The sequence below is a fragment of the Rhizobium sp. YS-1r genome, assembly GCF_000757525.1.
Taxonomy (GTDB): domain Bacteria; phylum Pseudomonadota; class Alphaproteobacteria; order Rhizobiales; family Rhizobiaceae; genus Neorhizobium; species Neorhizobium petrolearium.
The window spans coordinates 798,193-823,283 of sequence record NZ_JPYQ01000006.1; the positions used below are offsets into that span (position 1 = coordinate 798,193).

Genomic DNA, 25,091 nt, shown 5'->3' on the forward strand with positions numbered 1-25,091 from the left:
ATCCTTTACGATAGAGGGCGAGACATGTCCGCAGCACGCCTGAGTCGTGTGCGGACCGGCAACCGGGCTGGGCCTTGCATGACCAGAATCACCATCGTGACGGATGCCTGGTATCCTCAGGTGAACGGCGTCGTTCGCTCCATCGAGAATACCAATCGGGAACTCGATCGCATGGGTGTCGAGGTGATGATGGTGACGCCGCAGGATTTCGCCAGCATCCCCTGCCCCACCTACCCGGAAATCAGGCTCTCCGTCGCCACCTATGGCCGCGTGGCAGCCGCGATCGAGGCGACGCAGCCGACCGCCGTCCATATCGCCACTGAAGGCCCGCTCGGACTTCTTGCCCGCCGCTGGTGCCTGAAGAAGCACGTGCCCTTCTCGACCAGCTACCATACGCGGTTCCCGGAATATGTTGCCGCCCGTTTCCCCGTTCCGCTGCGCTGGCTGCATGCCTTCGTGCGCTGGTTCCACAATGCCGGCAACGGCTGCATGGTGGCGACCGCCAGCCTGGAACGCGAACTTTCCAAACTCGGCATCAAGAACCTCTTACGCTGGAGCCGCGGCATCGATCAGACCGTGTTCCATCCGATGGAGCTCGATGAGCGCCCGTTCAATCTGCCGCGCCCGATCTTCCTGACGGTCGGCCGGGTGGCGGTGGAAAAGAACCTGCCGGCCTTTCTCGACATCGACCTGCCCGGCTCGAAGGTCGTGGTCGGCGACGGCCCTGCCCGCGCCGATCTTCAGAAACGGTATCCGAACGTGCTCTTCACCGGCATGAAGACGGGTGACGAGCTTGCCCACGCCTATGCGCAGGCCGATGTTTTCGTCTTCCCATCGAAGACCGATACATTCGGCAACACGATCCTGGAGGCCCTCGCAAGCGGCGTTCCGGTCGCCGCTTATCCCGTCACCGGGCCGATCGATATCATCGAGGAAGGATCAGGCGCCGGAGCGCTGAACGAGGATCTGCGCGAGGCCTGCCTTGCGGCGCTGAAATGCTCCCGCGAGAATGCGCGAAAGCTTGCCCGCAACTTCACCTGGGAAGCGGCATCAAAGCAGTTCCTCAACAACGTGATGATCGCTCAGGGGCAACGGCCAATGATCAAAGGCCCATCGACCGACGCCAGACCGTCAACGGCCTGAGCCGTCCGGCAGTCAGCCGGCCCTTCTGTCGCGCCAGACAAAAAAAGCGATACTGCCGATTGCAAGGCAGACGGATGCCAGAAGGCCGACGACTATCATGAATTTCTCCTCCAGCGCGCGGCAACTCCCCTGCCGCGAAATAATGTCGCAGTCGATCACGTCGTGCCCGTGAATGCAATCCCTGCACGCTGAAGTGCCAACCACCGCCCATCAGGCGGCAACTTTCGTTCCTTGCGGCTTGCACGGGTTTCCGGCAAGCCTTGGGATATCATGCGTAGAGTATGCGATCGCCGAATTCGGTATCTTCGTCGAAATTGGCGGAACCGATACGGCCGCTTTCACCGGAAAGCTGGCTTCCGGCGCTCGACGCCTGCTCGTTGGAAGTGCTGGCCTGCAGACTTTCGAGCTGAGCTTCCAGCGCGTTGATCTCGCTCTGGACCGACTGTTTCGTATCTTCGTCCTTCGCCTCGGCGAGCTCGGCTTTTTTCGCCGCGATCTGAGCCTCGATTTCCGAGACATTCACGGAAGAGGACGAGGAGGAACTGAGAACTGTGGAGGCGGTAGAGGATGAAACAGCGCTGACCATGTGAAATCCCTTCAAAACATGGCGTCATAGCAGCACGATTCGTTTAACCAGACATGAACGGCATACCCCTGTTTTGACCTTGGGGGTGCCGCCGTTGGCGAAGGGCCTACCGCTTCTTTTTTCGTCCCTCGAACGGGTTCTCGCCGGCCCTGAAATGCACCCGGATCGGCACGCCCGGCATCTGGAAATCGTTGCGCAGGCCGTTCACCAGATAGCGCACGTAGCTTTCCGGAAGCGCCTCCGGACGCGTGCAGGAGATCATGAAGGCCGGCGGGCGGGTCTTGACCTGCGTCATGTATTTCAGCCTGACACGGCGGCCGGAAACCGCCGGCGGCGGGTGCTGCACCTGCACGCTGTCGAGCCAGCGGTTGAGCTTCGCGGTCGAGATACGCTTGTTCCACACCCGGTCGGTCTCGATGATGTTCTGCATCAGCTTGTCGAGGCCGTAGCCCGTCTGACCGGAGATCGGCACAGCGCGGATGCCCCGCGCCTGCGGCAGCAGCCGCTCGGTCTTTTCGCGCAGGTCGGCGAGCGTCGCCTGCACATCCTCGACAAGGTCCCATTTGTTGAAGGCGAGCACCGCCGCGCGGCCCTCGCGGATGACGAGATCGACGATCTGCAGGTCCTGTTTCTCAAAGGGGATGGTCGCGTCGAAAACGATCACCACCGTCTCGGCGAAGCGGATGGCGCGCAGCGCATCGGCGACGGAGAGCTTTTCGAGCTTCTCCTGCACCCTCGCCTTGCGGCGCATGCCGGCCGTATCGAACATCTTGATGGTGCGGCCGCGCCAGTCCCATTCAACCGAGATCGAGTCGCGGGTGATGCCGGCTTCCGGCCCCGTCAAAAGCCGGTCCTCGCCGAGAAAGCGGTTGATCAGCGTCGACTTGCCGGCATTCGGCCGCCCGACGATCGCCACCCTGAGCGGCTTCGTCTCGTCATAGGCAGATTCGCCCTCCTCCTCGTCGGAGCCGCCTTCCGCACCCGCCACGGGCAGATCGACATTCGTCTCGGCCTCCTCGTCCGGTTCCGGAAAGGCCTTGTCCTCGCCGATCGCCTCCACGATGGCGTCGCGCAGATCGAGCATGCCTTCGCCATGTTCGGCAGAGATCGGCACCGGCTCGCCAAGGCCAAGCGTGAACGCGTCGTAGAAACCAGCATCGGAACCGCGTGCTTCCGCCTTGTTGGCGACGAGCACCACCGGCTTGCCATGCTTTCTCAGCATCTCGGCAAGCGCCTGGTCGACCGGCGTCAGCCCCATCTTGGCATCGACCACGAAAAGCGAAAGGTCCGCCTCGTCGATCGCCGCTTCGGTCTGCGCCCGCATGCGGCCCTGGAGCGTCTCGGGGCCCGCCTCTTCGAGACCCGCCGTATCGACGATGCGGAAGCGCAGGTCCACGAGCTTCGCGTCGCCGGGCCGGCGGTCGCGGGTCACGCCCGGCGTATCGTCGACAAGCGCCAGCTTCTTTCCGACCAGCCGGTTGAAAAGCGTGGACTTGCCGACATTCGGGCGTCCGACGATGGCGACGGTAAAGCTCATCCTGTTTCCTTAAAGACCTGCAGGCAAAGAATTAAGACGATGCCTTGCCGGAGGCGGTGATGTTGTCGAGCATGATCTGCGCGCGGTTTGCAATATTGCGCGGCGCGGCAGCATCGTTGGCGATCTGCTGGAACCATTCCTTGGCTTTTTTCATGTCGCCAGCCTTGTAGGCGGAAAGCCCGAGCGCCTCGCGGGCGGAATTGGCGAGCGGGTTGGCCGGGACGGCCATGGATTCCACTTCCGCCGCAACCTGTTCATAGGTGCCGGTATCGATGAGCAGCCAGGCGGCGCGCATCTTGGCAAGGTCTCGCATCGCCTGCGGCGCCTGCCCGTCCTTGCCGACCTCGGAGAAAGCTGCGATGGCAGCCGCCGTGTCGCCCTTGGCCTGCTGGACGGAGGCGGCGCGCATCTTGGCGAGTACCGGATAGGCGCCGGTACCGTCCTTCTCCAGTGCTTCGAAAGCCGCAAGCGCCTCGTCTTGCTTGTTCTCCGACGCGAGTTTCAGCGCCGCCAGGAATTTGTCGCCGGACTGGGAGGAACTGTGCGTATCCCACCATTCGTAGCTCTCCTTGGCAATCGCGCCCCCGACGATCAGCACAACGATCGCGATCACCAGAGGCCGGAAGCGCTTCCAGGCATATTTCACCTGATCGGAGCGAAGCTCCTCGTTCACCTCGCGGATAAAGCTGTCGTCGTGCTGCGTCATCAAAGTCTCCGGCCCGGCGGCCTCAATCTCAAGAAGAAAGCGCCTTCTAGCCTATTTTCCCGAAGATGTAAGGCCCTTCTCACAAATCTCGGAAAGCTTGTTAACGATGATGTCCCGGAGTGGCCTGTTCAAAGCTTCGCCTCATTCGGTCTTCATGAAGCAAGCTTCCTTTCCGTGTGATTCAGGTTTCATTGATGCGTTTGTCCGCCCTTCCCCTCGCCCTCTGCCTTTCGCTACCCTCCTGGGGCGCTGACGCGACGGAAAAACCGAAGCAGCTGGTGATGATATCATTCGATGGAGCGGGGGCGAACGATCTCTGGCAGAGGAGCCGCGATCTCGCCAAACGCACCAACGCGCATTTCACCTATTTTCTCTCCTGCACGCTGGTGATCGAGCGTGCCAATGCGAAGAGCTATCAGGGGCCGCACCAGAGGCCCGGCAAGTCCAATATCGGTTTCGCTCAAACCGCGGAGGAGGCACGCGGCAGGCTTGCTCACGTCTGGCAAGCGCATCTCGAAGGCCATGACATATCGAGCCATACCTGCGGCCATTTCGACGGCAAGAACTGGGCGGCGGCCGATTGGGAGACCGAATTCACGACCTTTCACAATGTTCTGACCGATGCCTGGAAAATCGCCGGCGCGGAGGCCGAGGAACCGGCCGGCTGGAAGGATTTCGTTAAGAACGACGTCCCCGGCTTCCGCGCGCCCTATTTCTCCGTCAGCCCCGGCCTGGTCGAGGCCGAGAGGAAGGCCGGTTTCCGATATGACGCGAGCCTCGTCACCAAAGGCCCTGCCATGCCGGAGGAAAAGGATGGCCTCATCCGTTTCGGCCTGCCGCTCATCCCCGAAGGACCATCGAACCGGCCGATCATTGCGATGGACTACAATCTCTTCATTCGTCATTCGGCCGGCATCGAGAACCCGAGCCGTTCGGGGGAGTTCGAGGAACGCGCCTATTCGGCCTTCAGGGCCGCCTTCGACCGGCAATATGAAGGCAATCGCATCCCGCTCCAGATCGGCCTGCATTTCGTGGAGATGAACGGCGGTGCCTATTGGCGCGCCATGGAGCGGCTGGTGACGGACGTCTGCGGAAAGCAGGACGTCGCCTGCGTCAGCTATTCGGAGGCAATCAGGATGCTCAAGGAACGCGGCAAGCGACAGGAGACATCGGGGCTTTGATCTCAGGACGCCCCTCCCTGCCTGCCGGGAGAGAGGATGGATTCATCATTGCGAAAGATCTTCCCTCAATCCCTCAACCACTTAGCGGCCTTCATTTCCCCGCCTTATCCCCGCCCTTCGGACCTGCGCCATAATCACTTCCGTCATCGGATGGGAAACCGGGTTCTAGAACCGGCCTCCTCATCTGGCTCGAAGGGTCCGGTTTCCGGTGATGGTCGTGCCACGCGGCAGCGGAAGAACTGACACCTCTTTCAAAACCGCAAAACGCGATCGGGGCAGGCGGAAAGCCTGAATGCCCAATGCCTTTGAAATGCCCGCCTGCCCTTTTCCCACCAAAACCGCGCCGGACATGACATCCGGCGCGGCCAAACGTGCTGCGGCGAGAAAGGATCAGTACGGACGGTCGGCCGCAAGCTCGCCGACTTCGGCCTCGCGCTCCAGATAATGCTTGTCGATCTCCGGCAGCGGCTCGTCATAAATCGCCGCTTCGAAGGCCTTGAGACGCTTGTAGATCGACATCAGCTCGACGATCGTCGTCCAGGAATTGATGAGGTATTGGAATGATGTACGCACCTGATCGAAGACATTGCCTACCTGGGTAAAGATGCCCAGCGTAACTTTCCCGGCCGCGATGGACGGGATCAGCACGAGCAGGCTGTAGAGATCGTCCGCACGCAGGTAGAAGAAGCGGGCAATATTGAAATAGAGATAGTGAAAATAAAGACGGAAATAGTTTTTCCGCACATTCGCGAAAAGCTCCGCCACGGTCGCCGGTTGGGCGCGATCCTCATGATCTTCACCGTACACCAGTTCCTTACGATACGCGGCCTCGACGCGCTGATTGCGGAACTCCAGGCCAGGCAGCTTGATTCCCACCAACGCCAGGAAAAGAGTACCAAACAGCGACCACAGGATCGCCGCCCAGACCAGCGCATGTGGGATTTCGCCAACAATCGGCAGTTCATTGATCGTATTTGAGAAGGAAAACAGCACCGGCATGAAGGCGATCAGCGTCATAATCGCCCTGACGAAACCAACGCCAAGTCCCTCGACAGTCAAGGAAAAGCGCATCGTATCTTCTTGCACGCGCTGCGAGGCGCCCTCGATGTGGCGCAGCTTGGACCAGTTCGCCATGTAAAAGTCGTTCATCGCCGTGCGCCAACGAAAGATGTAATGGCTGACAAAGAAAAGGTTCAGCACGCTGACGGTGATGGAGACAAAGGCAATACCGGTGATACCTAGAAGCCCGGTATAAAGCTGCTCTGCCGTAACCGGGGCGGTTTTCGCAAGCGCCTGCTGAACCAGGTCGTAGTAAGGACCGTACCAGGCATTGAACGCCACGCTCACCTGCACAGAAAAATAGGTAACGAATACGATCAGTGCGCTTCCCAGCACCGACCAATACTGCCACCGATGAGGCGCGTACAAAAACCAGAAGGCAGCAAAGATCGCAGTGGCCACGGCGTAATATAAATAGAACCAAAGGAACGGCCCCGACCAGAAAAGCGAGACGTCCACGGCTGCATTTGCATCACGCGGAGCGAAACCGATGGCTGGCCCGACTGCGCTTCCACCTGCATACCAGGACCCTATGACTACGATGGCCCATAACAAGGCCGAGATGAAAAACGGTTTCGGTCTGGGAAAGAAGGAGTGGAACACGGAGCTTTGGCTTTCCTGAGTTCGAGATCTCTGAAGGTCGGGAACGACTGTAGAGCGCGAAACTAAGGCAGTTCCAAGGGAGCGGCAATGGCCGCACGCCATCGTTACACAATTGTAACCGCGTGTTCAGGCAACGGTAATTGCGCGCTCGGAAAACCGTAATCCGGTTTTCATTCCGGCCGCCGCGCGACCGGCAGGGCGAGCAGGATACAGATGCCAAGGGCTGCTGCGGCAAGCATGGTCGCAGCGGCAAAACTGCCGGTCCGTTCCGCTACCCAGCCCGCCACCAGCGGGCCGATGATCTGACCGGTGCCGAAGGCGGCCGTCATGAAGGCGAGCGCCCGCCGAGGGCTTTCAGGAGACAACGTCCGGGCAATCTGCAGCCCGTAAGCCGTGACGACCATGAAGGTCGCGCCGAGCAGCAGCCCGCCGACAAGCGCGCCGGCCGTGGGCGGCAGCAAGACGGAGCCCGCCACGCCGACCGCCTGGACCGCAAGCGCGGCGACATAGGCCTTGCCGAGCCCGCGCCGTTTGACCACCGGCCGCCAGAGAATGAGCGAAACCGCTGCCGCCGTGCCCGTCAGGAACCAGGCGAGGAATTCGACGATCGGCCCCGCCGCCCCCATCCGCGCAATGGCGACAAGAAAGGTCGCGGTGATCACGTAGCCAAAGCCGAACAGCCCGTAAGAGGCGGTAAGCAGCGTGAGCGGCATGCGCCATTCAAGTGGCGGCTCGACGACCGGGGCTTTGCCGAAGGTCGGCCGCGGCAGGAGCCAGAAGACAACGGCGAGCGCGACGAGCACGATGGCGGCACCGGCAATCCAGTTCAGACGCCAGCCATGCGCGCCGTCTCCGGCCATCGTGTTGACGGCGAGTACCAATGCCGACGAGAGCGCAATACCCAGGCCGACACCTCCGAAATGCAGCACATTCACATTGTCACGACCGGCGGCATAAGGCAGCACGATCGACGAGGAAAAAATCATCGAGAACGCGCTCGCGACGCCTGCCAGGAACCGGATCACGGTGAAGGCGAAGACCGATGTCGTCGCGGCCATGGCCGCCAGCAGGATCGCCGTCGCGAGCAAGCCGCCAAGCGCGACCTGCCGCTCGCGCCCGGTCGCCCATCCGTAGGCCGACATGATCGCGCCCGCCAGATAACCGGCGAAATTGCCGGCGGCGATAGTACCCGCATCGGCCGCCGAAAGCGGAATGCCCGTCATCATGCCCGGCAGGATCGGCGTGTAGAAGAAGCGCCCGAACCCCATGGCCGCGGCCATCGCAAGGGCGCCGGCAAAGCCGATCAGCAGAGGCCTGCCGGAATAGCTCGTGTTCATCTGCAGCATGGTGCTCTTATCGCAGCCGCAGCATCAACCGACAAATGAGGAATTGTCATCGCTGCGATGAACAACGCTGATAACGGATTATCACGCAGTTGCCGCAACGATTTGATGCGATGCAATGCGACTTTTGTCTTGTTGCTGACATGAATGAAGCACACTCTCCTGCACATAGTTACCATCGGGGCCGTGGAGGTTGAGCCATGGAACAGGATCTGACCCTATCGGAAGTGCTTGTCGATCCGCTGATCGCCCAGTTGCGCAAGGCTGACCATGTGGGGTATGCCGCCTTCGCGCAATTGATGGAGAGCGCCGCCCGCGTCAATAAGCGCCGGCTCGTGGCTCACCTGCATGAGGAACGCGCCGATGCCTTCTATCGCCGCGTCGATGTTCTGTCGGAAAAGAACAGGCTGATCTGAGACCGGGAGGTGTGGGCCTTTTGCGGGAACGATGGCCTTTCCCGTCGTCCCCTGGAGGACGGACTTCGATTGGCCTCAACGATGTTGCGCAAAGTGACGATAGGCGAAGATACCGCCGACAATAGCCAACCCGATCAGTGGAGTGACCAGATAATAAATCTCGAACTGGCTAATTGTTTCTCCTTCTCGGCGAGATTCATAAGGGTTTGGAAGTCAGAGCAGTAACATCCTCCAAGATATGCTGCGACTTCCATAGAACGGTGTGGCAGCAGGCCGACCTTACGCAGGGACCAGCGGTAGGAACGGAAGGCACGCGCCCACCTACGCAGCCAGCGTCAAAATTACCGGTCCGTTGCGGGTCACGACCACCGTGTGCTCGTATTGGACGGTCGGCGCCTGCGGATCGCTGTAGAGCGTCCAGACATCGCCGTTGCCGCCATCCTCGGCCCAGTCGGCGCCGAGCGACAGGAAGGGTTCCACGGTGAAGACCAGCCCTTCCTGCATGACGCGCCTCTCGCCGGGATCGGGCCAGGTCGGAATTTCCTTCGGCTCGTCGTGCAGCGTCAGCCCGATGCCGTGGCTCGAAAGATTGGTGATCAGCGTATAGCGGTTCTTCTTCGCGAACGCGCCGATCGCATTGCCGATGCCGGCGATCGGCTTGCCGGTCTTGACCTGCTGCAGGCCGGTCCACAGCGCCCGCCGCCCGTCACGGCAGAGTTTCTCGATCTCGCGTTTGACCGGCGGCACGGCGTAAGAAGCGCCCGTATCCCCGAAGAACCCGTCCTTCACCGCCGACACGTCGATATTGACGAGATCGCCGGCCTTGATCACCCGGCCGCCCGGAATGCCGTGCGCCACCTCCTCGTTGACGCTGATGCAGGTCGCCGCCGGAAACTTGTAGCAGGTCTCCGGCGCGGACTGCGCGCCGTTATCCTCCAGGATCTTTCGGCCGATATCGTCGAGTTCGCGGGTCGTGATGCCGGGCTCCAGCGCCTTGGCCATGGTCTCCACCGCCTGCGCGCAGAGCCGGCCGATGTCCTTCAGCTTCGCGAGTTCGTGTTCGGTGGAGATGACCATGGCCTGCCCGTTCCTTATGCCTGTTGAGCGGCCGGTTTCGCGCCATCGGCCGAGCCCGTCAATTCTTTTCTGACGACCCCTAATTCTTTTCTGACAATGGGGGCGACTTTCGTGCCGTAGAGTTCGATGCCGCGCATGATCTGATCGTGCGGCATCGGCCCGATCGCCATCTGCAGGAGGAACCGGTCCATGCCGAATACCTTGTGCGCCGCGACGATCTTTTCCGCGACCAGTTCCGGCTCGCCGACGAAGAGATTGCCGAGGGCAGAGCGCGACTGGTCGAAATGCGCCCGGCTGGTCGGTCCCCAGCCGCGCTCGCGGCCGATGCGGTTCATCACCTCCGCTTGCGGGCCGTAGAACTGGTCGGCGGCGGCTTCCGTCGTATCGGCGATGAAACCGTGCACGTTGATACTGGTCTTCAACACCGCCGGATCGTGGCCTGCGCGGCGCGCCGCCTCGCGGTAGAGGTTGAAGAACGGAGCGAAACGCGGATACTCGCCGCCGATGATCGCGACCGCAAGCGGCAGGCCATAAGCCCCTGCCCGCGCCACCGACTGCGGCGTGCCGCCGACCGCGATCCACACCGGCAGCGGGTCCTGCAATGGGCGCGGATAGATGCCGCGGCCGTGAATCGGCGCGCGCTTCTCGCCTTCCCAGGTGACGATTTCCGTGTCCCGGATGGCGAGTAGCAGGTCCAGCTTTTCCTCGAAAAGCTGGTCGTAATCACCGAGATCGTAGCCGAACAGCGGGAAAGATTCGATGAACGAGCCGCGGCCCGCCATGATCTCAGCCCGACCGTTCGAGATGAGGTCGAGGGTTGCGAACTGCTGGAAGACGCGCACCGGATCGTCGGAAGAGAGAACGGAGACGGCGCTCGTCAGGCGGATGTTTTTCGTCCGGGCAGCCGCGGCGGCGAGAACCGTCGCGGGCGAGGAAATCACATAGTCCGGCCGGTGATGCTCACCGAGCCCGAAGACATCGAGTCCGACCTGATCGGCAAGCTCGATCTCCTCGAGGAGGTTTCTGATCCGGCGCGCGCCTTCCGCGCCCTTGTCAAGCGCCGTTGCATCGACATCACCGAAAGTATGCAGGCCGAGTTCCATGGTCGAAAGATCCGTTTGGTTGATGCCTTGAGAATGTGTCCGTCAGATAGTGACGGGACACCTTTCACGCAAACGCTAATCTTTCGAAGGAATCGTTCGATGGATTGGATAGCGGCAGGCGCAACCGCCCCCCGGCTGGAAAGGTGGCGCGGCTGCGAAAAACTCACAAACCGAGCGCACTCAGCTCCGGATGGTCATCCGGCCGGCGGCCAAGTGGCCAGTGGAACTTGCGCTCCGCCTCGATGATCGGCGCATCGTTGATGCTGGCGATCCGCCGGCGCATCAGCCCGTGCGCATCGAACTCCCAGTTCTCGTTGCCGTAGGAGCGGAACCAGTTGCCGCTGTCGTCATGCCATTCATAGGCAAAGCGGACGGCGATGCGGTTCTCGTGAAAGGCCCAGATCTCCTTGATCAGCCTGTAATCCAGCTCCCGCTCCCATTTGCGCGTCAGGAAGGCTTCGATCTCGGCACGCCCCTTGATGAATTCGGCGCGGTTGCGCCATTCGCTGTCCGCCGTGTAGGCGAGCGCCACGCGGGCGGGGTCGCGGCTGTTCCAGGCATCTTCCGCGAGCCGCGCCTTCTGGGTAGCGGTTTCAAGCGTGAAGGGCGGCAGCGGCGGACGATCGGCGGTTTCCATGTCATTCTCCTTGGGAAGGGGCGCTGGCGGAAAGGGCGTTGGCCCTGAGGGCCGCATTCTCGGTTTCGAGCACGGCTATTCTTTGCCGCAGGGCGGCAACGCCCTCCTCGATATCGGCCATGGTGAAGCGCGGCGTTATGTGCTGCGGGCAGTTCCAGTCGAAGGCTTCAAGGTGAAATACCAGCGCTCGCTCCACCTTCGCCCGATAATCCGGCACCGCCACTTTGGCGAGGATTGCGGGATCGGTGGAAATCTCGGCATGGGCGAAGATCTTCAGACGGCTGCGGTTCGGATAATCCATCAGGATGAGCGACACCCGATCGCTGGCCCCGAGATTTCCGACGGAAATGTACTGGCGGTTGCCCCGGAAGTCGGCGCAGGCGAATGTCGTCGGGTCGAGTACCTGCAGGAAACCCGCCGGCCCGCCGCGATGCTGCACATAGGGCCAGCCGTTTTCGGAGACCGTCGCCATATAGAAACTGTCGCGCCCCGCGATGAATGCGGCTTCCGACGGGGTGAACCGGTCGAAGCTGCGGTCCTTGCCGGCAACCTCGAAATAATCCCGGCTGCCATTGGCTTCCTGGGCCGCCTTGACGCTCGGCGTCGAGACAAGGTCGAGAAATGTGTAAGCCATGTCACCTCCTTGGCGGACGCCATCGCATCCCGCCGCCGGGATGTGGACCGCATTGAAGATAGCTTCTTTTGAAATTTCGCATAATCTCCTATTCTCGAAAGATATTGTCTCGAAAAATGAGAGGATCATGGACCGGTTCGAAGCGATGTCTATCCTGGTGGCGGCGGTGGAAACGGGAAGCCTTACGGCGGCGAGCCGTAAGCTGAACATCCCGTTGCCGACCGTCAGCCGCAAGCTTGCCGAACTGGAAGCCCATCTCGGCACCCGATTGCTTGCCCGCACGACACGGCATCTTGCATTGACTGATGCCGGCAGCGCCTATTTCCAGTCCTGCAAACGCATTCTTGACGAGGTGGGCGACGCGGAACGAACGGCGGCAGGAGAGCAGAGCGCGCCGCGCGGCGATCTCGTCGTCACCGCGCCGGTCGTCTTCGGACGGCTTCACGTCCTGCCGGTCGTCAACGATTTCCTGTCGCTCTATCCGGAAATCAACGTCCGGCTCGTGCTTTCGGACCGGAATATCGACCTGCTGGAGAACCAGGTCGATCTTGCCGTGCGGATCAGCCGGCTCCCCGACAGTTCCATGGTGGCGACAAAGGTCGGCGAGGTTCGGCGCGTTGTCTGCGGCAGTCCGGCGTTTTTCGGAAAATACGGTTTGCCCGCCAGCCCGAACGACCTTGCGGGCAAGCCCGGTGTCAGCTTCGATGCGCTAGGGCCGATGACATGGGCCTTCACGCGGTCCGGCAAGGGACGCAAGCAGACCGTCGAAGTCCGGACGAGGCTTTCAGTCAATACGGCGGAAGCAGCCCTCGACGCGGCGGTCGCCGGCGTCGGCGTAACCCGCGTCCTCTCCTACCAGGCCGCCGGCCCCGTCAGGGAGGGGTTGCTGCAGGTCGTGCTCGCGGATTTCGAACCGCCCGCGCTGCCCGTCTACCTGCTGCACCAGATGCAGGGAACACTGCCCTTCAAGATGCGCAGCTTCATCGATTTTGCAGCACCCCGACTGCGCCGTCGCCTGGACGAGGTCTCGCTCTGACCGCGGCATACCTTTGAAAAGGGACTGCCGCAGATTGAATCAAAAATCGAGGAGATGGCGCCATCCCCTCGATTCGATTCGCATTTCGGGCGATCTCAGAATGTCTTGGCGATCTCTTCGAGCTGACCGGCAACGATGCCCCAGCCTTCATGAAAGCCCATTTCCTCATGAGCTTTTCTGTCCTCTTCCGTCCAGTGCAAGGCCGTCGCAGTATATTTCGTGCGGCCGTTGCCGAGATCTTCGAACTCGACGACAGCGGTCATGAACGGCTTTTCGGACGGCACCCAGGCGCTCGTATAGGCATCGGTGAAGACGAGCTTCCTGTTCGGCACGACTTCCAGATAGATGCCGTAATTGGGGATCTTCTCGCCCTCCGGCCCTTCCATCAGGATATAACTCGATCCGCCGGGACGGATGTCCATACGGGCTTCGGTAACCTTCCATGGTTTCGGGCAGAACCATTCACCCATCCGCTCGGGCGTGGTCCAGGCCTTGTAGAGCTTGTCGGCGGGGACGTCCATTTCACGAACGAGCTGCAGCGAGTGCTTGGCGGCATTGGCATTCATTTTCCTGTCTCCCTTGGGTCTTGAACAACATCTCATCCGATGTTGAACCTAGGACGTATAAACGGCACAAGATCCGACAACCGTGTCCCGGAATTTTTCGCCTTGCGGAAGAGGCTCCACGAGGCGGCCGGCGGCGGACGCTGTTGAAAGCGCAGATCACGCTACCACCAGACAGGTATCGGGTGATTGGACTGCGCCAGACTTCGTTTGGAAATCGGGTTTCGAACCCACGTTTGCAGGTGAGAGCTAGCTGCTCTTCGCCGGAAGGGTGCGGAGACTAGAGACCGAAACCGCCGGGCGCTCCCGACTGGACGCCGATAGTGGGATCAACAAAGCCATGGTAGCCGAGGACGGGGACGTTGCACGGACGGTCGAGCTTTCCCGCGGGAGCGCCCCGATCACAGCCACCCCCCGTATTGTAGGAATAGTTCGGGATTTCATAGGTGCCGTTACTACCAGTTGCAGCGCAGGACGAGCACAGGACGGCGAGCAGAGCGTTCGCAGGAAGCTTGCCGGTCATGATCTACCTCCGATAGTCGGATTCGTATTGCCTGCTGAATTCGCTACAGCATCCGCTTTATAGCAAGCATGCCTGCCTAAGGTGTAGTTGCGCTTAGGGAGTAGGTCTCTCTGTCGATCGAGGTAGAAGCCGTCATCCTGAACACTCTCCCATCGACGAGATCGTACTCAGGACTTCCGGATTGCTGGTCGATGGGCGTTGATTATTCGCGGTCACTCCACCGGAGAGGCGACGGCGCCGAGCTTGTCGATCTGCTGGCGGATATGGGCGCATTCGGCCGGTGAATTGGCAAGCGCGATCGCCCGGTCGAAGGCGACGCGGGCCTCTCCATGACGTCCGACCTGCATCAGGAGCCCTCCCCTGACGCCATGGAAATAGAAGTAGCCGTCGAGTTTTTCGGCAAGCGGTGCGATCAAATCGAGCGCAGCCTCCGGTCCCTCCAGCTTCGAAACCGCAACGGCCCGGTTTAGGGTCACGACCGGCGACGGCTGGATTCGTTCGAGCAGGCCGTAAAGCATGTCGATCTCCTTCCAGTCCGTATCCTCCGGCCGGGCGGCGCGCGCATGCAAAGCCGAGATCGCCGCCTGCACCTGATAGGGACCGGGCTGCCGGTGGCGGATCGCCTTGTCGAGCAAGACGAGCGCCTCACCGATCAGCTTGCGGTCCCACAAATCGCGGTCCTGATCGTCGAGGAGGATGATCTGACCCTGCCCGTCGAACCGCGCCCTGGCGCGCGAATGCTGCAGCATCATCAGCGCAGTGAGCCCCATGATCTCCGGCTCGGCGGGAAAGATGCGGAGCAGAAGCCGGCCGAGCCTTATTGCCTCCTCGCAGAAGGCGGCGTTGTCCGGATTGGTGATGCCGGCGGAATAACCCTCGTTGAACACGAGATAGATCATCGCCGACACGATGCCGAGACGCTCGGCCCGCTCTGCCGCCCCGGGCGTTTCGAAGGGAACGCCGGCCTTTGCGACGCGTGCCTTGGCGCGGGTGATGCGCTGCTCCATGGCCGCCTCGCTGACGAGGAAGGCGCGGGCGATCTGCGGCACGGTCAGGCCTGAAACGATCCTGAGTGCAAGCGCGATCTGCTGGGTGTTCGGCAGGTCCGGGTGGCAGCAGATGAACATCAGCCGCAGGATGTCGTCGCGGTAATTGGAATTGTCGAGCCGGTCGGCAATATCGTTCTCGGCATCGGAGAGATCGGAAAAGGCGGACTCCTCCGGCAGAGGGTCGTTCTTGGAACGCTTGCGGACCGCATCGATGCCGCTGTTGCGGCCGACGAAGATCAGCCAGGCGGCGGGATCGCGCGGCGCCCCCTTTTCGGGCCATGTGCGGATGGCACGAAGACAAGCCTCCTGAAAGGCTTCTTCCGCTGTATCGAGATCGCGGAAGTAGCGAAGCAGGGCGCCAAGTGCCTGCGGTCGGGCCGCCGTCAGCGCAAGTTCGATCCAGGCGATATCTGTCATGTTTTCATTTCTCCCGGATGAAAGACGTAAAAGGGCCGAATCTCATAGGACGTCGAGCCCGGATTGACTGCGGAAAGCTGCTTGGAAAAGGCGATCGCTTCATCCAGCGTGTCGACATCGACTGTGTAGAAGCCGAGCAGCGCTTCCTTGGTTTCGGCAAAGGGTCCGTCGAGCACCAGCGGCTCCTCCCTGCCCTTGCGGACCGTGGTGGCGGCTGTGGTCGGCATCAGCCGGCCGGTGGGGCCAAGCTTTCCGGCTCGCGCCATCGGTTCCTGGACGGTATGGAGTCTGGCCATGACGGCGTCCTCCTCCTCCTTGGACCATGCAAAGACGGTTTCCTCATGGGCGTAGCAAAGGATGGCATAAAGCATGTCTGTCTCCTTCTCCTGTTGAAGACGAAGGAGTAACCGCAGAACCGACAGGACGCATCAAAAAATCTCAACCTTGCACGTCTGGCACATCCCGCTCCGCTGGCTATAGTCGCCCCGCAACAAATCCCTTCACCAAGGAAATCCCATGGCCGATCTTTCCGCCTTCCCCATCACCAAGAAATGGCCCGCCAAAGATCCGAGCGTGCTGCAACTCTATTCGGCACCGACGCCGAACGGCGTGAAGGTATCGATCATGCTGGAAGAGATCGGCCTTCCTTACGAACCGCATTTCGTCAACATCGGTGAGAACGAGACCTGGGGGCCGGAATTCCTGTCCTTGAACCCGAACGGCAAGATCCCGGCGATCATCGATCCCAATGGTCCGGGCGACAAGCCGCTCGTCCTCTTCGAATCCGGCGCGATCCTCCTCTACCTTGCCGAAAAGACCGGCAAGCTCCTGCCGACCGACCCGGCGAAACGTTATGAGACGATCCAGTGGGTGTTCTTCCAGATGGCAGGCCTCGGGCCGATGTTCGGCCAGCTCGGCTTCTTTCACAAGTTTGCCGGCAAGGACATCGAGGACAAGCGTCCGCGCGACCGTTACGTCAAGGAATCGCATCGCCTGATCCGGGTGATCGAAAGCAGGCTCGAAGGCCGTGACTGGATCATGGGCGACGAATACACGATCGCCGACATTTCGATGCTCGGCTGGGTGCGCAACCTGATCGGCTTCTACGGCGCCGGGGAACTCGTCGAATACGGTGAGTTGAAGCGCGTCCCGCAATGGCTGGAGCGTGGCCTTGCCCGCCCGGCGGTGCAGCGTGGTCTCGAAATACCGAAGCGGCCCTGACCAGAGGTCGCAGCAACGATACGTGACGAGGAAACGGAGTTTCACATGCCCAAGCCCAATCTCCCGATCGAAGGCGGATGCCGCTGCGGACAGGTTCGCCTGAGGATCAGCGCGCAGCCGATCCTCACCATGGCCTGCCACTGCACCGGCTGCCAGAAGATGAGCGCCAGCGCCTATTCGCTTTCAGCCGCTATTCCCGCGGAAGGTTTCGAGGTCATCCAGGGCGAGCCGGTGATCGGCGGCCTGCATGGGCCCGACGCCCACCACTACCATTGCCCGCACTGCAAGAGCTGGATGTTTACCCGTCCGGAGGGCATGGACTGGTTCGTCAACCTCAGGCCCACCATGCTCGACGATGTGCAATGGTTTTCGCCCTTCATCGAGACCTACACGTCCGAAAGGCTCCCCTGGGCGGCCACCCCTGCAGTCCACTCCTACGAGAAGTTTCCGCCCTTCGAAGACTATGAGGGGCTGGTGAAGGAATTCGCGGGACAGAACTAAAATTCTTTTTTTGCCTTGTCGGAATTTCCTTCTCTTCCTCGTCCTATGGCCGGTTCGATCGGAACCGGTCATAGAAAAGGAGAGAATTTCCATGGATGCGACGACCGAAACCGCCAATGCCCAGATCCAGCCGCCCGTTCGCGGCGGGCTGGTCGCCTATCTCCAGGTGGACGGCGCGATGAAGGCGGCGGAATTTTACCAAAAGGCATTCGGCGCCACGATCGAGGCCTTCCATCCGCTCGACGAAAAAGGCCGGACGATGCACGTCCACCTCTATCTCAACGGCAGCTCCCTCATGCTCGGCGACGCCTATCCGGACTACGGCCATCCGTTGGAAAAGCCGGCCGCCTTCACCATGATGCTGCCCTTGTCGAGCGACGCCATCGATTTCTGGTGGAAGCGGGCCGTCGATGCCGGGCTCGAGGTCGTCACGGACCTGCAGGTCATGTTCTGGGGCGACCGTTACGGCCAGCTCCGCGATCCGTTCGGTGTTTCCTGGGCGATGAACGCACCGGTGAAATAACCAACCGGACTCAGATCACTTCACGCAGCGAAAGCCCCTGATGCGGCTGTTTCCGGCCGCATCGCCTGATTTGGAGGGACGCCGTACACGCGGGCATCAACCCTTTGTGACCGCGACCATCACCAGTTTGACACAGATATTAACCTTTCAATAACCCATCGAAACTTGAATGACGCCGTCCTGAATGAGGCCCATCTCCCGGGTCTTTTTGCTGTTGTGGAGATATCATGCAGATCACGCCCCTCGCCCTTGCTCTTTCCTTCGCCTTCGCTTCGACAGCAGCCGCTGCCCAACCGACCCGGGTCGCACAGTTCGACGCCTGGGGCGTCTATTCCTACGCGGATGGCGGCCAGACGACCTGCTATGCGCTCTCCGTCCCGGTGACATCGAAACCCTCCAATGTGGACCATGGCGACAACTTCTTTCTGCTCGCCCCTCAAGGATCATCGGGTTACACGCCCCAGGCCATCATGGGATATCCGTTGAGGGAAGGCTCGGAAGTCAGCGTGAGCGTCGGCAATGATACCTTCCGCCTCGCGCCGAAGGACAATATCGCCTGGGTGCGCGACCAGAGCCGCGAGCCGGTTCTCGTCGATGCCATGCGCGGCGGAAGCGACATGACGCTTGAAGCGATCTCCCGCCGCGGCACCAATACGAGCTATTCCTATTCGCTTCGCGGCGTGACGGCCGCTCTCCAGGAAGTCCGCAAGTGCCGTTGACTGGCGCATGAGACGGTTCAGCACCGGTTGCCTCCTGCCCTCGTCCCTGCTTTCCATGTGCCTCATCCTTGGCCTTGCCGCACATGAGGCGCATGCGGATCGGGATGCGACCGCCGCCAACCTTGTGGCGGGGTTCAGGAAAGGCCGCGAAACGGGATTCCCGATCCCGCGCTTCGTATCCCTGAAAGCTTCCAGGGCGCATATGCGCGTCGGTCCTTCCACCGATTATGCGACGGTCTGGATCTATTCGGCCCGCGGCCTGCCCGTGGAAATTACCGAGGAATACGGAAACTGGCGGCGCATCCGGGATCCGGACGGAGTGACAGGATGGATGTTCGCCCCTTTACTCTCGAGCCGCCGCACAGCCGTCGTCGGTCCGTGGATAAAGCAGCCCATCCCGCTGCGATCCGCTCCGTCGCGAAACGCTCGCATAATCGCCCGCCTGTCTGCTGAAGTCCGGCTCGACCTTGACCACTGCGACGGAAGCTGGTGCGAAGTCTCGCTGCAGAAGCAACGCCTGAGCGGCTTTGTCGAACAGGGTTCGCTCTGGGGTGTTTATCCCGGTGAGACGATCGAATAGTGCAGAAAGCCTACTGCACGACGAAGCAGTTCATCGCTTTCGACTGCAGAACCGAGCAGGCCTGCGTGGCCGCCGTTCGGTCGGCGAAACCGACGAAGCGGGCGCGGAAGAACTCCTTGCCGCTATCTGCATAACTCTCGACGCTCGGCGCTATCTGACCGAAATCAGCCGAAAGCAGCGGCAGTGCCTTTTCGAGCAGGGCGGAGGCCGCCTCCCGGCTGCCGGCCGCGGCGATCTGGATGCGCCAGAGCGGTCCCATGGATTCCCGCGGCGTCGCGGAGAGACTGGCGATCGAAGCCCTGGCCGGCGGAGCACCAAGGGTGATCTCCTTCGGCGGAGTGGCGAACGCGAGCGGAACAGTACCTTCCGCCGGCCGCTTCTGGGTCTCGAAAGCCACGAGACCACCGGGAGCCGTACCGGTTCCCGGTACATACTGATCGAGAAGCTCCGCCATCCGGTCGTCGCGCTTGCGCGCGGTCTTGCCTCCGAGGACGACGCCGATCACCCGTCTTCCGTTGACGTTCACGGCGCTCGCGATGTTGAAACCGGATGCGCCGATATAACCGGTCTTGATTCCATCCATCCCCGGATAGCGGTACATCAGGTTGTTGTGGCCAGAGATCTTCTTGCCGCGGAACTCGAAGGATCGCAGCGAAAACAGTTGATATTCCTTGGGGAAATCCCGGATGAGCGCCAGCGCCAGCATCGCCATGTCGCGCGCCGTCGTCACCTGCGTCTTGTCCGGCAGGCCGGAGGCATTGCGGAACACCGTCCGTCTCATGCCGAGCGCGCGGGCTTTCTTCGTCATCATCTCTCCGAAACGCGCTTCCGACCCGCCGAGATGATCGGCCATCGCCGCGGCCGCGTCATTGGCCGAGCGCACCGCCATGGCAAGGACCGCTTCGCGAACCGTGATCGTCTGGCCAGCCGGCACGCCGAGCTTGAACGGGACCTTGCGCGCTGCATTCGGCGTCATGACGATCTCCTCATTCCACGAGAGACGCCGGTCGCGCAGCGCTTCGAAGGTCATGTAGAGCGTCATCATCTTGGTCAGCGATGCCGGGTGATTGATGACGTCCGAATTCTCCGACGCCAGAACTTTGCCGCTCCTCGCATCGTAGATAAAATGCGCGTAGCCCGCCTCGGCCGCCCGAACGGTGCCAAGGAAGATGACAGCCAGGGACAGGAGTGTCAAAACCCGCCGGATCCGAAACATCTCTCACCCTCTCCAATTTACCGCGAAGAATATGACAAGGAAGGTGGTGCGAAAATGACGCCGCTTGAATTTAATTCAAGTTTTCGCCCGATAGTTAATCAAGCTTAAAGAATCAGCCTTCGACCAGCGTCCGTCTCACCGCGTCCTTCCAGCCGCGAATCTTCGTTGCACGCGTCTTTTCGTCCATTTCCGGTTCGAATCGTCGCGACCGCGCCCAGCTCTTTGCGAAAGCCTGTTTATCCGGCCAGACACCTGCCCTCGAACCCGCAAGCCATGCCGCGCCGAGCGCAGTGGTTTCAAGGATGGTCGGACGATCGACCGGCGCATCGAGCAGGTCGGACAGCCGCTGCATCGTCCAGTCCGAGGCGACCATGCCACCATCGACGCGCAACACTGTCGCCCCGTCGAAGGAGCGCCAGTCCTTCTGCATCGCATCGAGCAGGTCACGGGTCTGGTAGCAGACGGCTTCCAGCGCCGCACGGGAGAGTTCGGCCGGGCCGGTCGCCCGCGTCAAGCCGAAGATCGCGCCCCGCGCCTCCGCGTCCCAATAGGGGGCGCCAAGCCCGGTGAAGGCCGGCACGAGATAGACGTCCTGAAGCGGATCGGCCTCGGCGGCCAGGTCGCCCGACTGGGAAGCCTTTTCGATGACGCCAAGCCCGTCGCGCAGCCATTGCACGGCGGCGCCGGCGATGAAGATCGAGCCCTCCAGCGCGTAGGTCGTCTCACCGTCGAGGCGGTAGGCGATCGTCGTGAGCAGCCGGTTCTTCGAGCGCACCAGGTCCACCCCGGTATTGAGCACCGCAAAGCACCCGGTGCCGTAAGTGGATTTCATCATGCCCGGTTCGAAACAGGCCTGCCCGATGGTCGCCGCCTGCTGGTCACCCGCAACGCCGAGAATCGGGATCGCCGCGCCGAACAGGCTTTCGTCGGTGATACCGAAGTCGTCGGCGCAGTCCTTGACCTCCGGCAGCATGGCGACCGGGATGCGCAGGATTTCGAGCAGGTCTTCGTCCCAACGATTGTCGGCGATGTTGTAGATCAGCGTACGCGACGCGTTGGTCGCATCGGTGACGAAGCTGCGGCCGCCGGTGAGGCGCCAGATGAGGAACGTATCGATCGTGCCGAAGCAGAGTTCGCCCTTGGCAGCCCGCGCCCGCGTGCCCTTCACATTGGCAAGCATCCAGGAGAGCTTGGTGCCGGAGAAATAAGGGTCGAGCAGCAGACCGGTGCGGCGGGTGAAGAGCTTTTCCAGGCCCTGCCGCTTCAGCTTCTCGCAATAGCTTGCAGTGCGGCGATCCTGCCAGACGATGGCATTGTGGATCGGCTTGCCGGTCTCGCGCTCCCAGACGACGACGGTCTCGCGCTGATTGGTGATGCCGATCGCGGCGATGTCCTTGGCCTCGACACGTGCTTCCTTGAACGCTTGGCCGACAGTCCAAAGCACGCTTTCCCAGATTTCCTCCGGATCGTGCTCCACCCAGCCGGATTTCGGGAATATCTGGGTGAATTCCTTCTGGCCGATGCCGGCGATCTTCATGTCGCCGTCGAAAACGATCGCCCGCGTCGAGGTCGTTCCCTGATCGATCGCCAGAACATAACCCGCCATGCCAATCCTCCCTGAGCCATGCGAAATTCCTTGGCTCAGGGTTTGAACAGAAGGCGCCGCAGACTGTCAAACGAAAACGCTGGCGCTTGGCTCGGCCAATGCCGCGAAAATAAGCGTGTTCACTCCTGTCCGTTAAAGGCCCGTTCCAGGGTCGCGATATCGAGCTTGACCATCTTGAGCATGGCTTCTGTGGTGCGCCTGGCCTTTTCCCGGTCGGGATCGGCGGTCATGTCGGCAAGCACGCGTGGCAGGATCTGCCAGGACAGGCCCCAGCGGTCCTTCAGCCATCCGCACTGCGCCGCCGTGCCGCCATTGTCGAGAAACGCATTCCAGACGCGATCGATCTCCTCCTGGGTGTCGAATTCCACGCCGATGGAAAAGGCGTGATTGAACCGGTCCATGGCGCCGGCTTCGAAAGCCAGGAAATTCTGCCCGCCCAGTGTAAACTCTATGATGATGACGCTGCCGGGCGGCCCGCTGTAAGTCTCCGCCGCCAGAGACGTCGTCCGATTGATGCCGGAATTCGGAATAATCGACGTGTAGAAGTCGACGGCCTTGGTGACCTCTTTCTCGAACCAAAGATTTGAAACGACTCGAGTCATGTGTCTCTCCTTCGTGTAGTGACCGCATCTTGCCGTCAAAGGACGACCGAGCTTCGCCCTTTCCGACAACATGACGCCGGGCGACGGCAAATTTTCAGGCCCGATTGCCATTCAGGCCGATTTGCGCATAACCTGCCCTTCGTTGCGGCGCACAAGAACGCCGCAGTTTCAGGGAGATATCGGCATGACCAGAACCGTCGTCGTCACCGGCTCAACGAGCGGCATCGGGCTCGGCATCGCGAAGGCATTCGCGACCGAGGGCGCCAATGTCGTCATCAACGGTTTCGGGCCGGCGGACGAGATCGAGGCGACGCGCAAGCAACTCGACGGCTTGGGCGGCGGCACGGTCCTCTATCACGGCGCCGACATGACCAAACCCGCAGAGATCGAGGATCTGATCGCCTCGGCGGTGAAGAATTTCGGCACCGTCGACGTGCTCGTCAACAATGCGGGCATCCAGCACGTGGCGAAGATCGAGGAGTTCCCGCCGGAAAAATGGGACCAGTTGATCGCCATCCTGCTGTCCTCTGCCTTCCATACCATGCGCCACACGATCCCGCTGATGAAGAAAGCAGGCCCGGGGCGCCCAGGGGGCCGCATCATCAACATCGCCTCCGCGCACGGGCTGGTCGCCTCGCCGTTCAAGGCCGCCTATGTCGCAGCCAAGCACGGTATCATGGGTTTGACGAAGACGGCGGCGCTGGAGCTTGCGCAGTCGGGGATTACCGTCAACGCCATCTGCCCCGGTTTCGTCTGGACGCCACTGGTGGAAAAGCAGATCCCGGATCAGGCCCGCGAGAAGGGCATCAGCGAGGACGAGGTGAAGGATCAGATCATGCTGCGGTTGCAGGCGACGAAGGAATTCGTCGGCATCGAGGAAGTGGCGGCCACCGCGCTCTATCTCGCAAGCGATGCGGCACGGAGCATAACCGGCACGCATATATCCATCGACGGCGGCTGGACGGCGCAGTAATATGGCCGGTTGGAACCCTGTCGAGATCAACCTGGAGCCGGCAACGGCGGACGAAGGAGACAAATGCACGAAGCCATCCGCTTCATCCTGAACGGAGAAGACGTCACCCTTGGAGATTTCGGGCCGACAGAGACCCTTCTCGATTATTTGCGCCTGAGGCGGCGGCTGACGGGAACCAAGGAAGGCTGTGCCGAAGGCGACTGCGGCGCCTGCACGGTGCTGGTCGGACGACTGACGGAACTGGGCCTGCGCTACGAAAGCGTCAATGCCTGCATCCGTTTCCTGGGCTCCCTGCACGGCACGCACGTGGTAACCGTCGAGCATCTCGCCGGCGATGACGGCACGCTGCATCCCGTCCAGCAGGCCATGGTCGATTGCCACGGCTCGCAATGCGGCTTCTGTACCCCCGGCTTCGTGATGTCGCTCTATGGCCTCTGGCTCTCCAACGTCGCCCCGACGCGGGCCGATATCGAAAGCGCGCTGCAGGGCAATCTCTGTCGCTGCACCGGTTACGAGCCGATCGTGAAGGCCGCCGAACAGGTTTCAGCAAGCCGGCCGAGCGCACTCTTCGACCCGCTGGAACGCGACCGTACCGAAATCATGGCGAAACTCTGGTCGATCCGTTCCGAGATGGAGACGATCGTGGTGAAGAAGGACGGCGCGCATTCGATCGTGCCGGCTTCGGTCTCTGCCCTGACGGATATCCTGGCCGAAGAGCCGGACGCGACGATCGTTGCAGGCGCCACCGATGTCGGCCTGTGGGTCACCAAGCAGATGCGGCATCTCGACCCTGTGATCTTCATCAATCACCTCACCGAACTCCAGTCGATCGCCTCGGACGAGACCGGCATCGCCATCGGCGCCGGCGTGAGCTATACTCAGGCCCTCGATGCGCTCTCGGATGAACTGCCCCCCCTCGGCCGACTGATCGACCGGATCGGCGGACAGCAGGTGCGCAACATGGGCACGATTGGCGGCAATATCGCCAACGGTTCTCCGATCGGCGACACGCCGCCCGCGCTGATCGTCCTGGGCGCCGAACTGACGCTCCGCACTCACGCCGGCCGGCGCACCATCCCGCTCGAGGACTTTTTTCTGGCCTATGGAAAACAGGACCGGCTGCCGGGCGAATTCGTCGAGAAGGTCTTCGTACCGCGCCCGGCCGAAGACGACCATTTCGCCGTCTACAAGGTCTCCAAGCGCCGCGACGAGGATATCTCCGCGCTCTGCGGCGCCTTCAGCCTGACGCTCGACGGCGACGGCAAGGTTGAAAACATCCGCATCGCCTTCGGCGGCATGGCGGCCACCCCGAAACGGGCGAGGCATGTGGAGGACGCGCTTCTCGGCAAGACCTGGAGCTGGGGCGTCATCTCGGCAGTGCGTGATCTTTTCGACGAAGACTATACACCGCTCACGGACTGGCGGGCGACGGCGGCATATCGCAGCCTCGCAGCCAAGAATCTGCTTACCCGCTTCTTCCTGGAAACCGCCGGCCAGCCCCAGGAACTGCGCCGCTTCGAACTGGAGGAGGCGTAAT

Annotated in this window: 27 protein-coding genes; 11 read left to right on the top strand and 16 right to left on the bottom strand. The window is 61.5% G+C overall.

All coding sequences use genetic code 11. The features are described from left to right. Nucleotides 1-78: 78 nt before the first annotated feature. Nucleotides 79-1,143 carry a glycosyltransferase family 1 protein gene (locus JL39_RS08265; protein WP_037148159.1) on the top strand — a complete coding sequence of 355 codons (1,065 nt, stop codon included), beginning with the start codon at nt 79-81 and terminating at the stop codon, nt 1,141-1,143. A 268-nt stretch (nt 1,144-1,411) separates the two neighbouring features. Here the strand turns inward: JL39_RS08265 and JL39_RS08270 are convergent, their stop codons facing one another. The 3 genes from JL39_RS08270 to JL39_RS08280 form a co-directional block, all read right to left on the bottom strand. After that, entirely contained in the window at nt 1,412-1,729 is a 318-nt protein-coding gene (locus tag JL39_RS08270; RefSeq protein ID WP_037148161.1) for a hypothetical protein, read from the bottom strand. A 106-nt stretch (nt 1,730-1,835) separates the two neighbouring features. Beyond that, complete coding sequence (gene der, locus JL39_RS08275) at nt 1,836-3,266, bottom strand: ribosome biogenesis GTPase Der (RefSeq protein WP_037148163.1); 1,431 nt, start codon at nt 3,264-3,266, stop codon at nt 1,836-1,838. Between the two features lie 31 nt (nt 3,267-3,297). Continuing rightward, on the bottom strand, nt 3,298-3,972 hold the full coding sequence (locus tag JL39_RS08280; RefSeq protein ID WP_037148165.1) for a tetratricopeptide repeat protein: 675 nt from the start codon (nt 3,970-3,972) through the stop codon (nt 3,298-3,300). Between the two features lie 200 nt (nt 3,973-4,172). Between JL39_RS08280 and JL39_RS08285 the strand changes: the two genes are divergently transcribed. Next, on the top strand, nt 4,173-5,153 hold the full coding sequence (locus JL39_RS08285; protein ID WP_037148703.1) for a polysaccharide deacetylase: 981 nt from the start codon (nt 4,173-4,175) through the stop codon (nt 5,151-5,153). 390 nt (nt 5,154-5,543) lie between these two features. Here the strand turns inward: JL39_RS08285 and sbmA are convergent, their stop codons facing one another. Continuing rightward, nucleotides 5,544-6,815 (bottom strand): peptide antibiotic transporter SbmA, encoded by a 1,272-nt coding sequence (gene sbmA / locus JL39_RS08290; RefSeq protein WP_037148167.1) that lies wholly within the window; start codon nt 6,813-6,815, stop codon nt 5,544-5,546. A gap of 170 nt (nt 6,816-6,985) precedes the next feature. Then, nucleotides 6,986-8,161 (bottom strand): YbfB/YjiJ family MFS transporter, encoded by a 1,176-nt coding sequence (locus JL39_RS08295; RefSeq protein ID WP_052182734.1) that lies wholly within the window; start codon nt 8,159-8,161, stop codon nt 6,986-6,988. 197 nt (nt 8,162-8,358) lie between these two features. Here JL39_RS08295 and JL39_RS08300 point away from each other — a divergent pair, with 197 nt between their 5' ends. Then, nucleotides 8,359-8,574, top strand: a complete 216-nt coding sequence (locus JL39_RS08300; protein ID WP_037148169.1) for a hypothetical protein — start codon at nt 8,359-8,361, stop codon at nt 8,572-8,574. 321 nt (nt 8,575-8,895) lie between these two features. Here JL39_RS08300 and map read toward each other — a convergent pair whose 3' ends face one another. The 4 genes from map to JL39_RS08320 form a co-directional block, all read right to left on the bottom strand. Continuing rightward, a complete protein-coding gene (map, locus tag JL39_RS08305) occupies nt 8,896-9,651 on the bottom strand; it encodes a type I methionyl aminopeptidase (RefSeq protein WP_037148171.1) in 756 nt (251 codons plus the stop codon). Between the two features lie 14 nt (nt 9,652-9,665). Continuing rightward, nucleotides 9,666-10,754 (bottom strand): LLM class flavin-dependent oxidoreductase, encoded by a 1,089-nt coding sequence (locus tag JL39_RS08310; RefSeq protein WP_037148173.1) that lies wholly within the window; start codon nt 10,752-10,754, stop codon nt 9,666-9,668. A 163-nt stretch (nt 10,755-10,917) separates the two neighbouring features. Continuing rightward, nucleotides 10,918-11,391, bottom strand: a complete 474-nt coding sequence (locus JL39_RS08315; RefSeq protein ID WP_037148175.1) for a nuclear transport factor 2 family protein — start codon at nt 11,389-11,391, stop codon at nt 10,918-10,920. A gap of 1 nt (nt 11,392) precedes the next feature. Further along, nucleotides 11,393-12,025: a pyridoxamine 5'-phosphate oxidase family protein gene (locus JL39_RS08320; protein WP_037148177.1), complete on the bottom strand. Its 633-nt coding sequence runs from the start codon at nt 12,023-12,025 to the stop codon at nt 11,393-11,395. A 127-nt stretch (nt 12,026-12,152) separates the two neighbouring features. Between JL39_RS08320 and JL39_RS08325 the strand changes: the two genes are divergently transcribed. Then, a complete protein-coding gene (locus JL39_RS08325; protein ID WP_037148713.1) occupies nt 12,153-13,061 on the top strand; it encodes a LysR family transcriptional regulator in 909 nt (302 codons plus the stop codon). A gap of 95 nt (nt 13,062-13,156) precedes the next feature. Here JL39_RS08325 and JL39_RS08330 read toward each other — a convergent pair whose 3' ends face one another. The 4 genes from JL39_RS08330 to JL39_RS08340 all read right to left on the bottom strand — a co-directional run bounded on the left by JL39_RS08330 (nt 13,157) and on the right by JL39_RS08340 (nt 15,984). Continuing rightward, entirely contained in the window at nt 13,157-13,627 is a 471-nt protein-coding gene (locus JL39_RS08330; RefSeq protein ID WP_037148179.1) for an SRPBCC family protein, read from the bottom strand. Between the two features lie 277 nt (nt 13,628-13,904). Continuing rightward, on the bottom strand, nt 13,905-14,147 hold the full coding sequence (locus JL39_RS31500) for a hypothetical protein (protein ID WP_152601067.1): 243 nt from the start codon (nt 14,145-14,147) through the stop codon (nt 13,905-13,907). Nucleotides 14,148-14,359: 212 nt separating this feature from the next. Continuing rightward, nucleotides 14,360-15,613: an RNA polymerase sigma factor gene (locus JL39_RS08335; RefSeq protein WP_037148181.1), complete on the bottom strand. Its 1,254-nt coding sequence runs from the start codon at nt 15,611-15,613 to the stop codon at nt 14,360-14,362. Further along, nucleotides 15,610-15,984, bottom strand: a complete 375-nt coding sequence (locus tag JL39_RS08340) for a YciI family protein (RefSeq protein ID WP_037148183.1) — start codon at nt 15,982-15,984, stop codon at nt 15,610-15,612. The genes JL39_RS08335 and JL39_RS08340 overlap by 4 nt, the downstream gene beginning before the upstream one ends. A gap of 145 nt (nt 15,985-16,129) precedes the next feature. Between JL39_RS08340 and JL39_RS08345 the strand changes: the two genes are divergently transcribed. The 5 genes from JL39_RS08345 to JL39_RS08365 all read left to right on the top strand — a co-directional run bounded on the left by JL39_RS08345 (nt 16,130) and on the right by JL39_RS08365 (nt 19,157). Next, nucleotides 16,130-16,834 carry a glutathione S-transferase N-terminal domain-containing protein gene (locus JL39_RS08345; RefSeq protein WP_037148185.1) on the top strand — a complete coding sequence of 235 codons (705 nt, stop codon included), beginning with the start codon at nt 16,130-16,132 and terminating at the stop codon, nt 16,832-16,834. A 45-nt stretch (nt 16,835-16,879) separates the two neighbouring features. Next, a complete protein-coding gene (locus tag JL39_RS08350) occupies nt 16,880-17,335 on the top strand; it encodes a GFA family protein (protein WP_037148186.1) in 456 nt (151 codons plus the stop codon). A 91-nt stretch (nt 17,336-17,426) separates the two neighbouring features. Further along, nucleotides 17,427-17,858, top strand: a complete 432-nt coding sequence (locus JL39_RS08355) for a glyoxalase/bleomycin resistance/extradiol dioxygenase family protein (RefSeq protein ID WP_037148188.1) — start codon at nt 17,427-17,429, stop codon at nt 17,856-17,858. Between the two features lie 227 nt (nt 17,859-18,085). Further along, the gene (locus JL39_RS08360) at nt 18,086-18,577 is read left to right on the top strand and encodes an invasion associated locus B family protein (RefSeq protein WP_037148190.1); all 492 of its coding nucleotides are present in this window, start codon (nt 18,086-18,088) and stop codon (nt 18,575-18,577) included. A gap of 7 nt (nt 18,578-18,584) precedes the next feature. Next, on the top strand, nt 18,585-19,157 hold the full coding sequence (locus tag JL39_RS08365; protein ID WP_052182735.1) for an SH3 domain-containing protein: 573 nt from the start codon (nt 18,585-18,587) through the stop codon (nt 19,155-19,157). 10 nt (nt 19,158-19,167) lie between these two features. Here the strand turns inward: JL39_RS08365 and JL39_RS08370 are convergent, their stop codons facing one another. The 3 genes from JL39_RS08370 to JL39_RS08380 all read right to left on the bottom strand — a co-directional run bounded on the left by JL39_RS08370 (nt 19,168) and on the right by JL39_RS08380 (nt 22,581). Next, complete coding sequence (locus tag JL39_RS08370) at nt 19,168-20,373, bottom strand: D-alanyl-D-alanine carboxypeptidase (RefSeq protein WP_052182736.1); 1,206 nt, start codon at nt 20,371-20,373, stop codon at nt 19,168-19,170. A 112-nt stretch (nt 20,374-20,485) separates the two neighbouring features. Beyond that, nucleotides 20,486-21,979 (bottom strand): glycerol kinase GlpK, encoded by a 1,494-nt coding sequence (gene glpK / locus JL39_RS08375; RefSeq protein ID WP_037148192.1) that lies wholly within the window; start codon nt 21,977-21,979, stop codon nt 20,486-20,488. A gap of 119 nt (nt 21,980-22,098) precedes the next feature. Continuing rightward, complete coding sequence (locus tag JL39_RS08380) at nt 22,099-22,581, bottom strand: VOC family protein (RefSeq protein WP_037148194.1); 483 nt, start codon at nt 22,579-22,581, stop codon at nt 22,099-22,101. Nucleotides 22,582-22,765: 184 nt separating this feature from the next. On the opposite strand from JL39_RS08380, the gene JL39_RS08385 reads away from it, so the two are divergent. Together JL39_RS08385 and xdhA are read left to right on the top strand one after the other, a co-directional pair. Further along, entirely contained in the window at nt 22,766-23,554 is a 789-nt protein-coding gene (locus tag JL39_RS08385; protein ID WP_037148722.1) for a 3-hydroxybutyrate dehydrogenase, read from the top strand. A gap of 63 nt (nt 23,555-23,617) precedes the next feature. Continuing rightward, nucleotides 23,618-25,090, top strand: coding sequence for a xanthine dehydrogenase small subunit (gene xdhA, locus JL39_RS08390; RefSeq protein ID WP_037148196.1), 1,473 nt, complete (start codon nt 23,618-23,620; stop codon nt 25,088-25,090). Nucleotide 25,091 lies beyond the last annotated feature (1 nt).

Bases quoted from the DNA above. Each gene is read 5' to 3' on its own strand.
- JL39_RS08265 (WP_037148159.1), top strand. From the start codon at position 79: ATGACCAGAATCACCATCGTGACGGATGCCTGGTATCCTCAGGTGAAC.
- JL39_RS08270 (WP_037148161.1), bottom strand. From the start codon at position 1,729: ATGGTCAGCGCTGTTTCATCCTCTACCGCCTCCACAGTTCTCAGTTCC.
- der (WP_037148163.1), bottom strand. From the start codon at position 3,266: ATGAGCTTTACCGTCGCCATCGTCGGACGCCCGAATGTCGGCAAGTCC.
- JL39_RS08280 (WP_037148165.1), bottom strand. From the start codon at position 3,972: ATGACGCAGCACGACGACAGCTTTATCCGCGAGGTGAACGAGGAGCTT.
- JL39_RS08295 (WP_052182734.1), bottom strand. From the start codon at position 8,161: ATGCTGCAGATGAACACGAGCTATTCCGGCAGGCCTCTGCTGATCGGC.
- JL39_RS08300 (WP_037148169.1), top strand. From the start codon at position 8,359: ATGGAACAGGATCTGACCCTATCGGAAGTGCTTGTCGATCCGCTGATC.
- map (WP_037148171.1), bottom strand. From the start codon at position 9,651: ATGGTCATCTCCACCGAACACGAACTCGCGAAGCTGAAGGACATCGGC.
- JL39_RS08310 (WP_037148173.1), bottom strand. From the start codon at position 10,754: ATGGAACTCGGCCTGCATACTTTCGGTGATGTCGATGCAACGGCGCTT.
- JL39_RS08315 (WP_037148175.1), bottom strand. From the start codon at position 11,391: ATGGAAACCGCCGATCGTCCGCCGCTGCCGCCCTTCACGCTTGAAACC.
- JL39_RS08320 (WP_037148177.1), bottom strand. From the start codon at position 12,025: ATGGCTTACACATTTCTCGACCTTGTCTCGACGCCGAGCGTCAAGGCG.
- JL39_RS08325 (WP_037148713.1), top strand. From the start codon at position 12,153: ATGGACCGGTTCGAAGCGATGTCTATCCTGGTGGCGGCGGTGGAAACG.
- JL39_RS08330 (WP_037148179.1), bottom strand. From the start codon at position 13,627: ATGAATGCCAATGCCGCCAAGCACTCGCTGCAGCTCGTTCGTGAAATG.
- JL39_RS31500 (WP_152601067.1), bottom strand. From the start codon at position 14,147: ATGACCGGCAAGCTTCCTGCGAACGCTCTGCTCGCCGTCCTGTGCTCG.
- JL39_RS08335 (WP_037148181.1), bottom strand. From the start codon at position 15,613: ATGACAGATATCGCCTGGATCGAACTTGCGCTGACGGCGGCCCGACCG.
- JL39_RS08340 (WP_037148183.1), bottom strand. From the start codon at position 15,984: ATGCTTTATGCCATCCTTTGCTACGCCCATGAGGAAACCGTCTTTGCA.
- JL39_RS08345 (WP_037148185.1), top strand. From the start codon at position 16,130: ATGGCCGATCTTTCCGCCTTCCCCATCACCAAGAAATGGCCCGCCAAA.
- JL39_RS08350 (WP_037148186.1), top strand. From the start codon at position 16,880: ATGCCCAAGCCCAATCTCCCGATCGAAGGCGGATGCCGCTGCGGACAG.
- JL39_RS08355 (WP_037148188.1), top strand. From the start codon at position 17,427: ATGGATGCGACGACCGAAACCGCCAATGCCCAGATCCAGCCGCCCGTT.
- JL39_RS08360 (WP_037148190.1), top strand. From the start codon at position 18,086: ATGCAGATCACGCCCCTCGCCCTTGCTCTTTCCTTCGCCTTCGCTTCG.
- JL39_RS08365 (WP_052182735.1), top strand. From the start codon at position 18,585: ATGAGACGGTTCAGCACCGGTTGCCTCCTGCCCTCGTCCCTGCTTTCC.
- JL39_RS08370 (WP_052182736.1), bottom strand. From the start codon at position 20,373: ATGTTTCGGATCCGGCGGGTTTTGACACTCCTGTCCCTGGCTGTCATC.
- glpK (WP_037148192.1), bottom strand. From the start codon at position 21,979: ATGGCGGGTTATGTTCTGGCGATCGATCAGGGAACGACCTCGACGCGG.
- JL39_RS08380 (WP_037148194.1), bottom strand. From the start codon at position 22,581: ATGACTCGAGTCGTTTCAAATCTTTGGTTCGAGAAAGAGGTCACCAAG.
- JL39_RS08385 (WP_037148722.1), top strand. From the start codon at position 22,766: ATGACCAGAACCGTCGTCGTCACCGGCTCAACGAGCGGCATCGGGCTC.
- xdhA (WP_037148196.1), top strand. From the start codon at position 23,618: ATGCACGAAGCCATCCGCTTCATCCTGAACGGAGAAGACGTCACCCTT.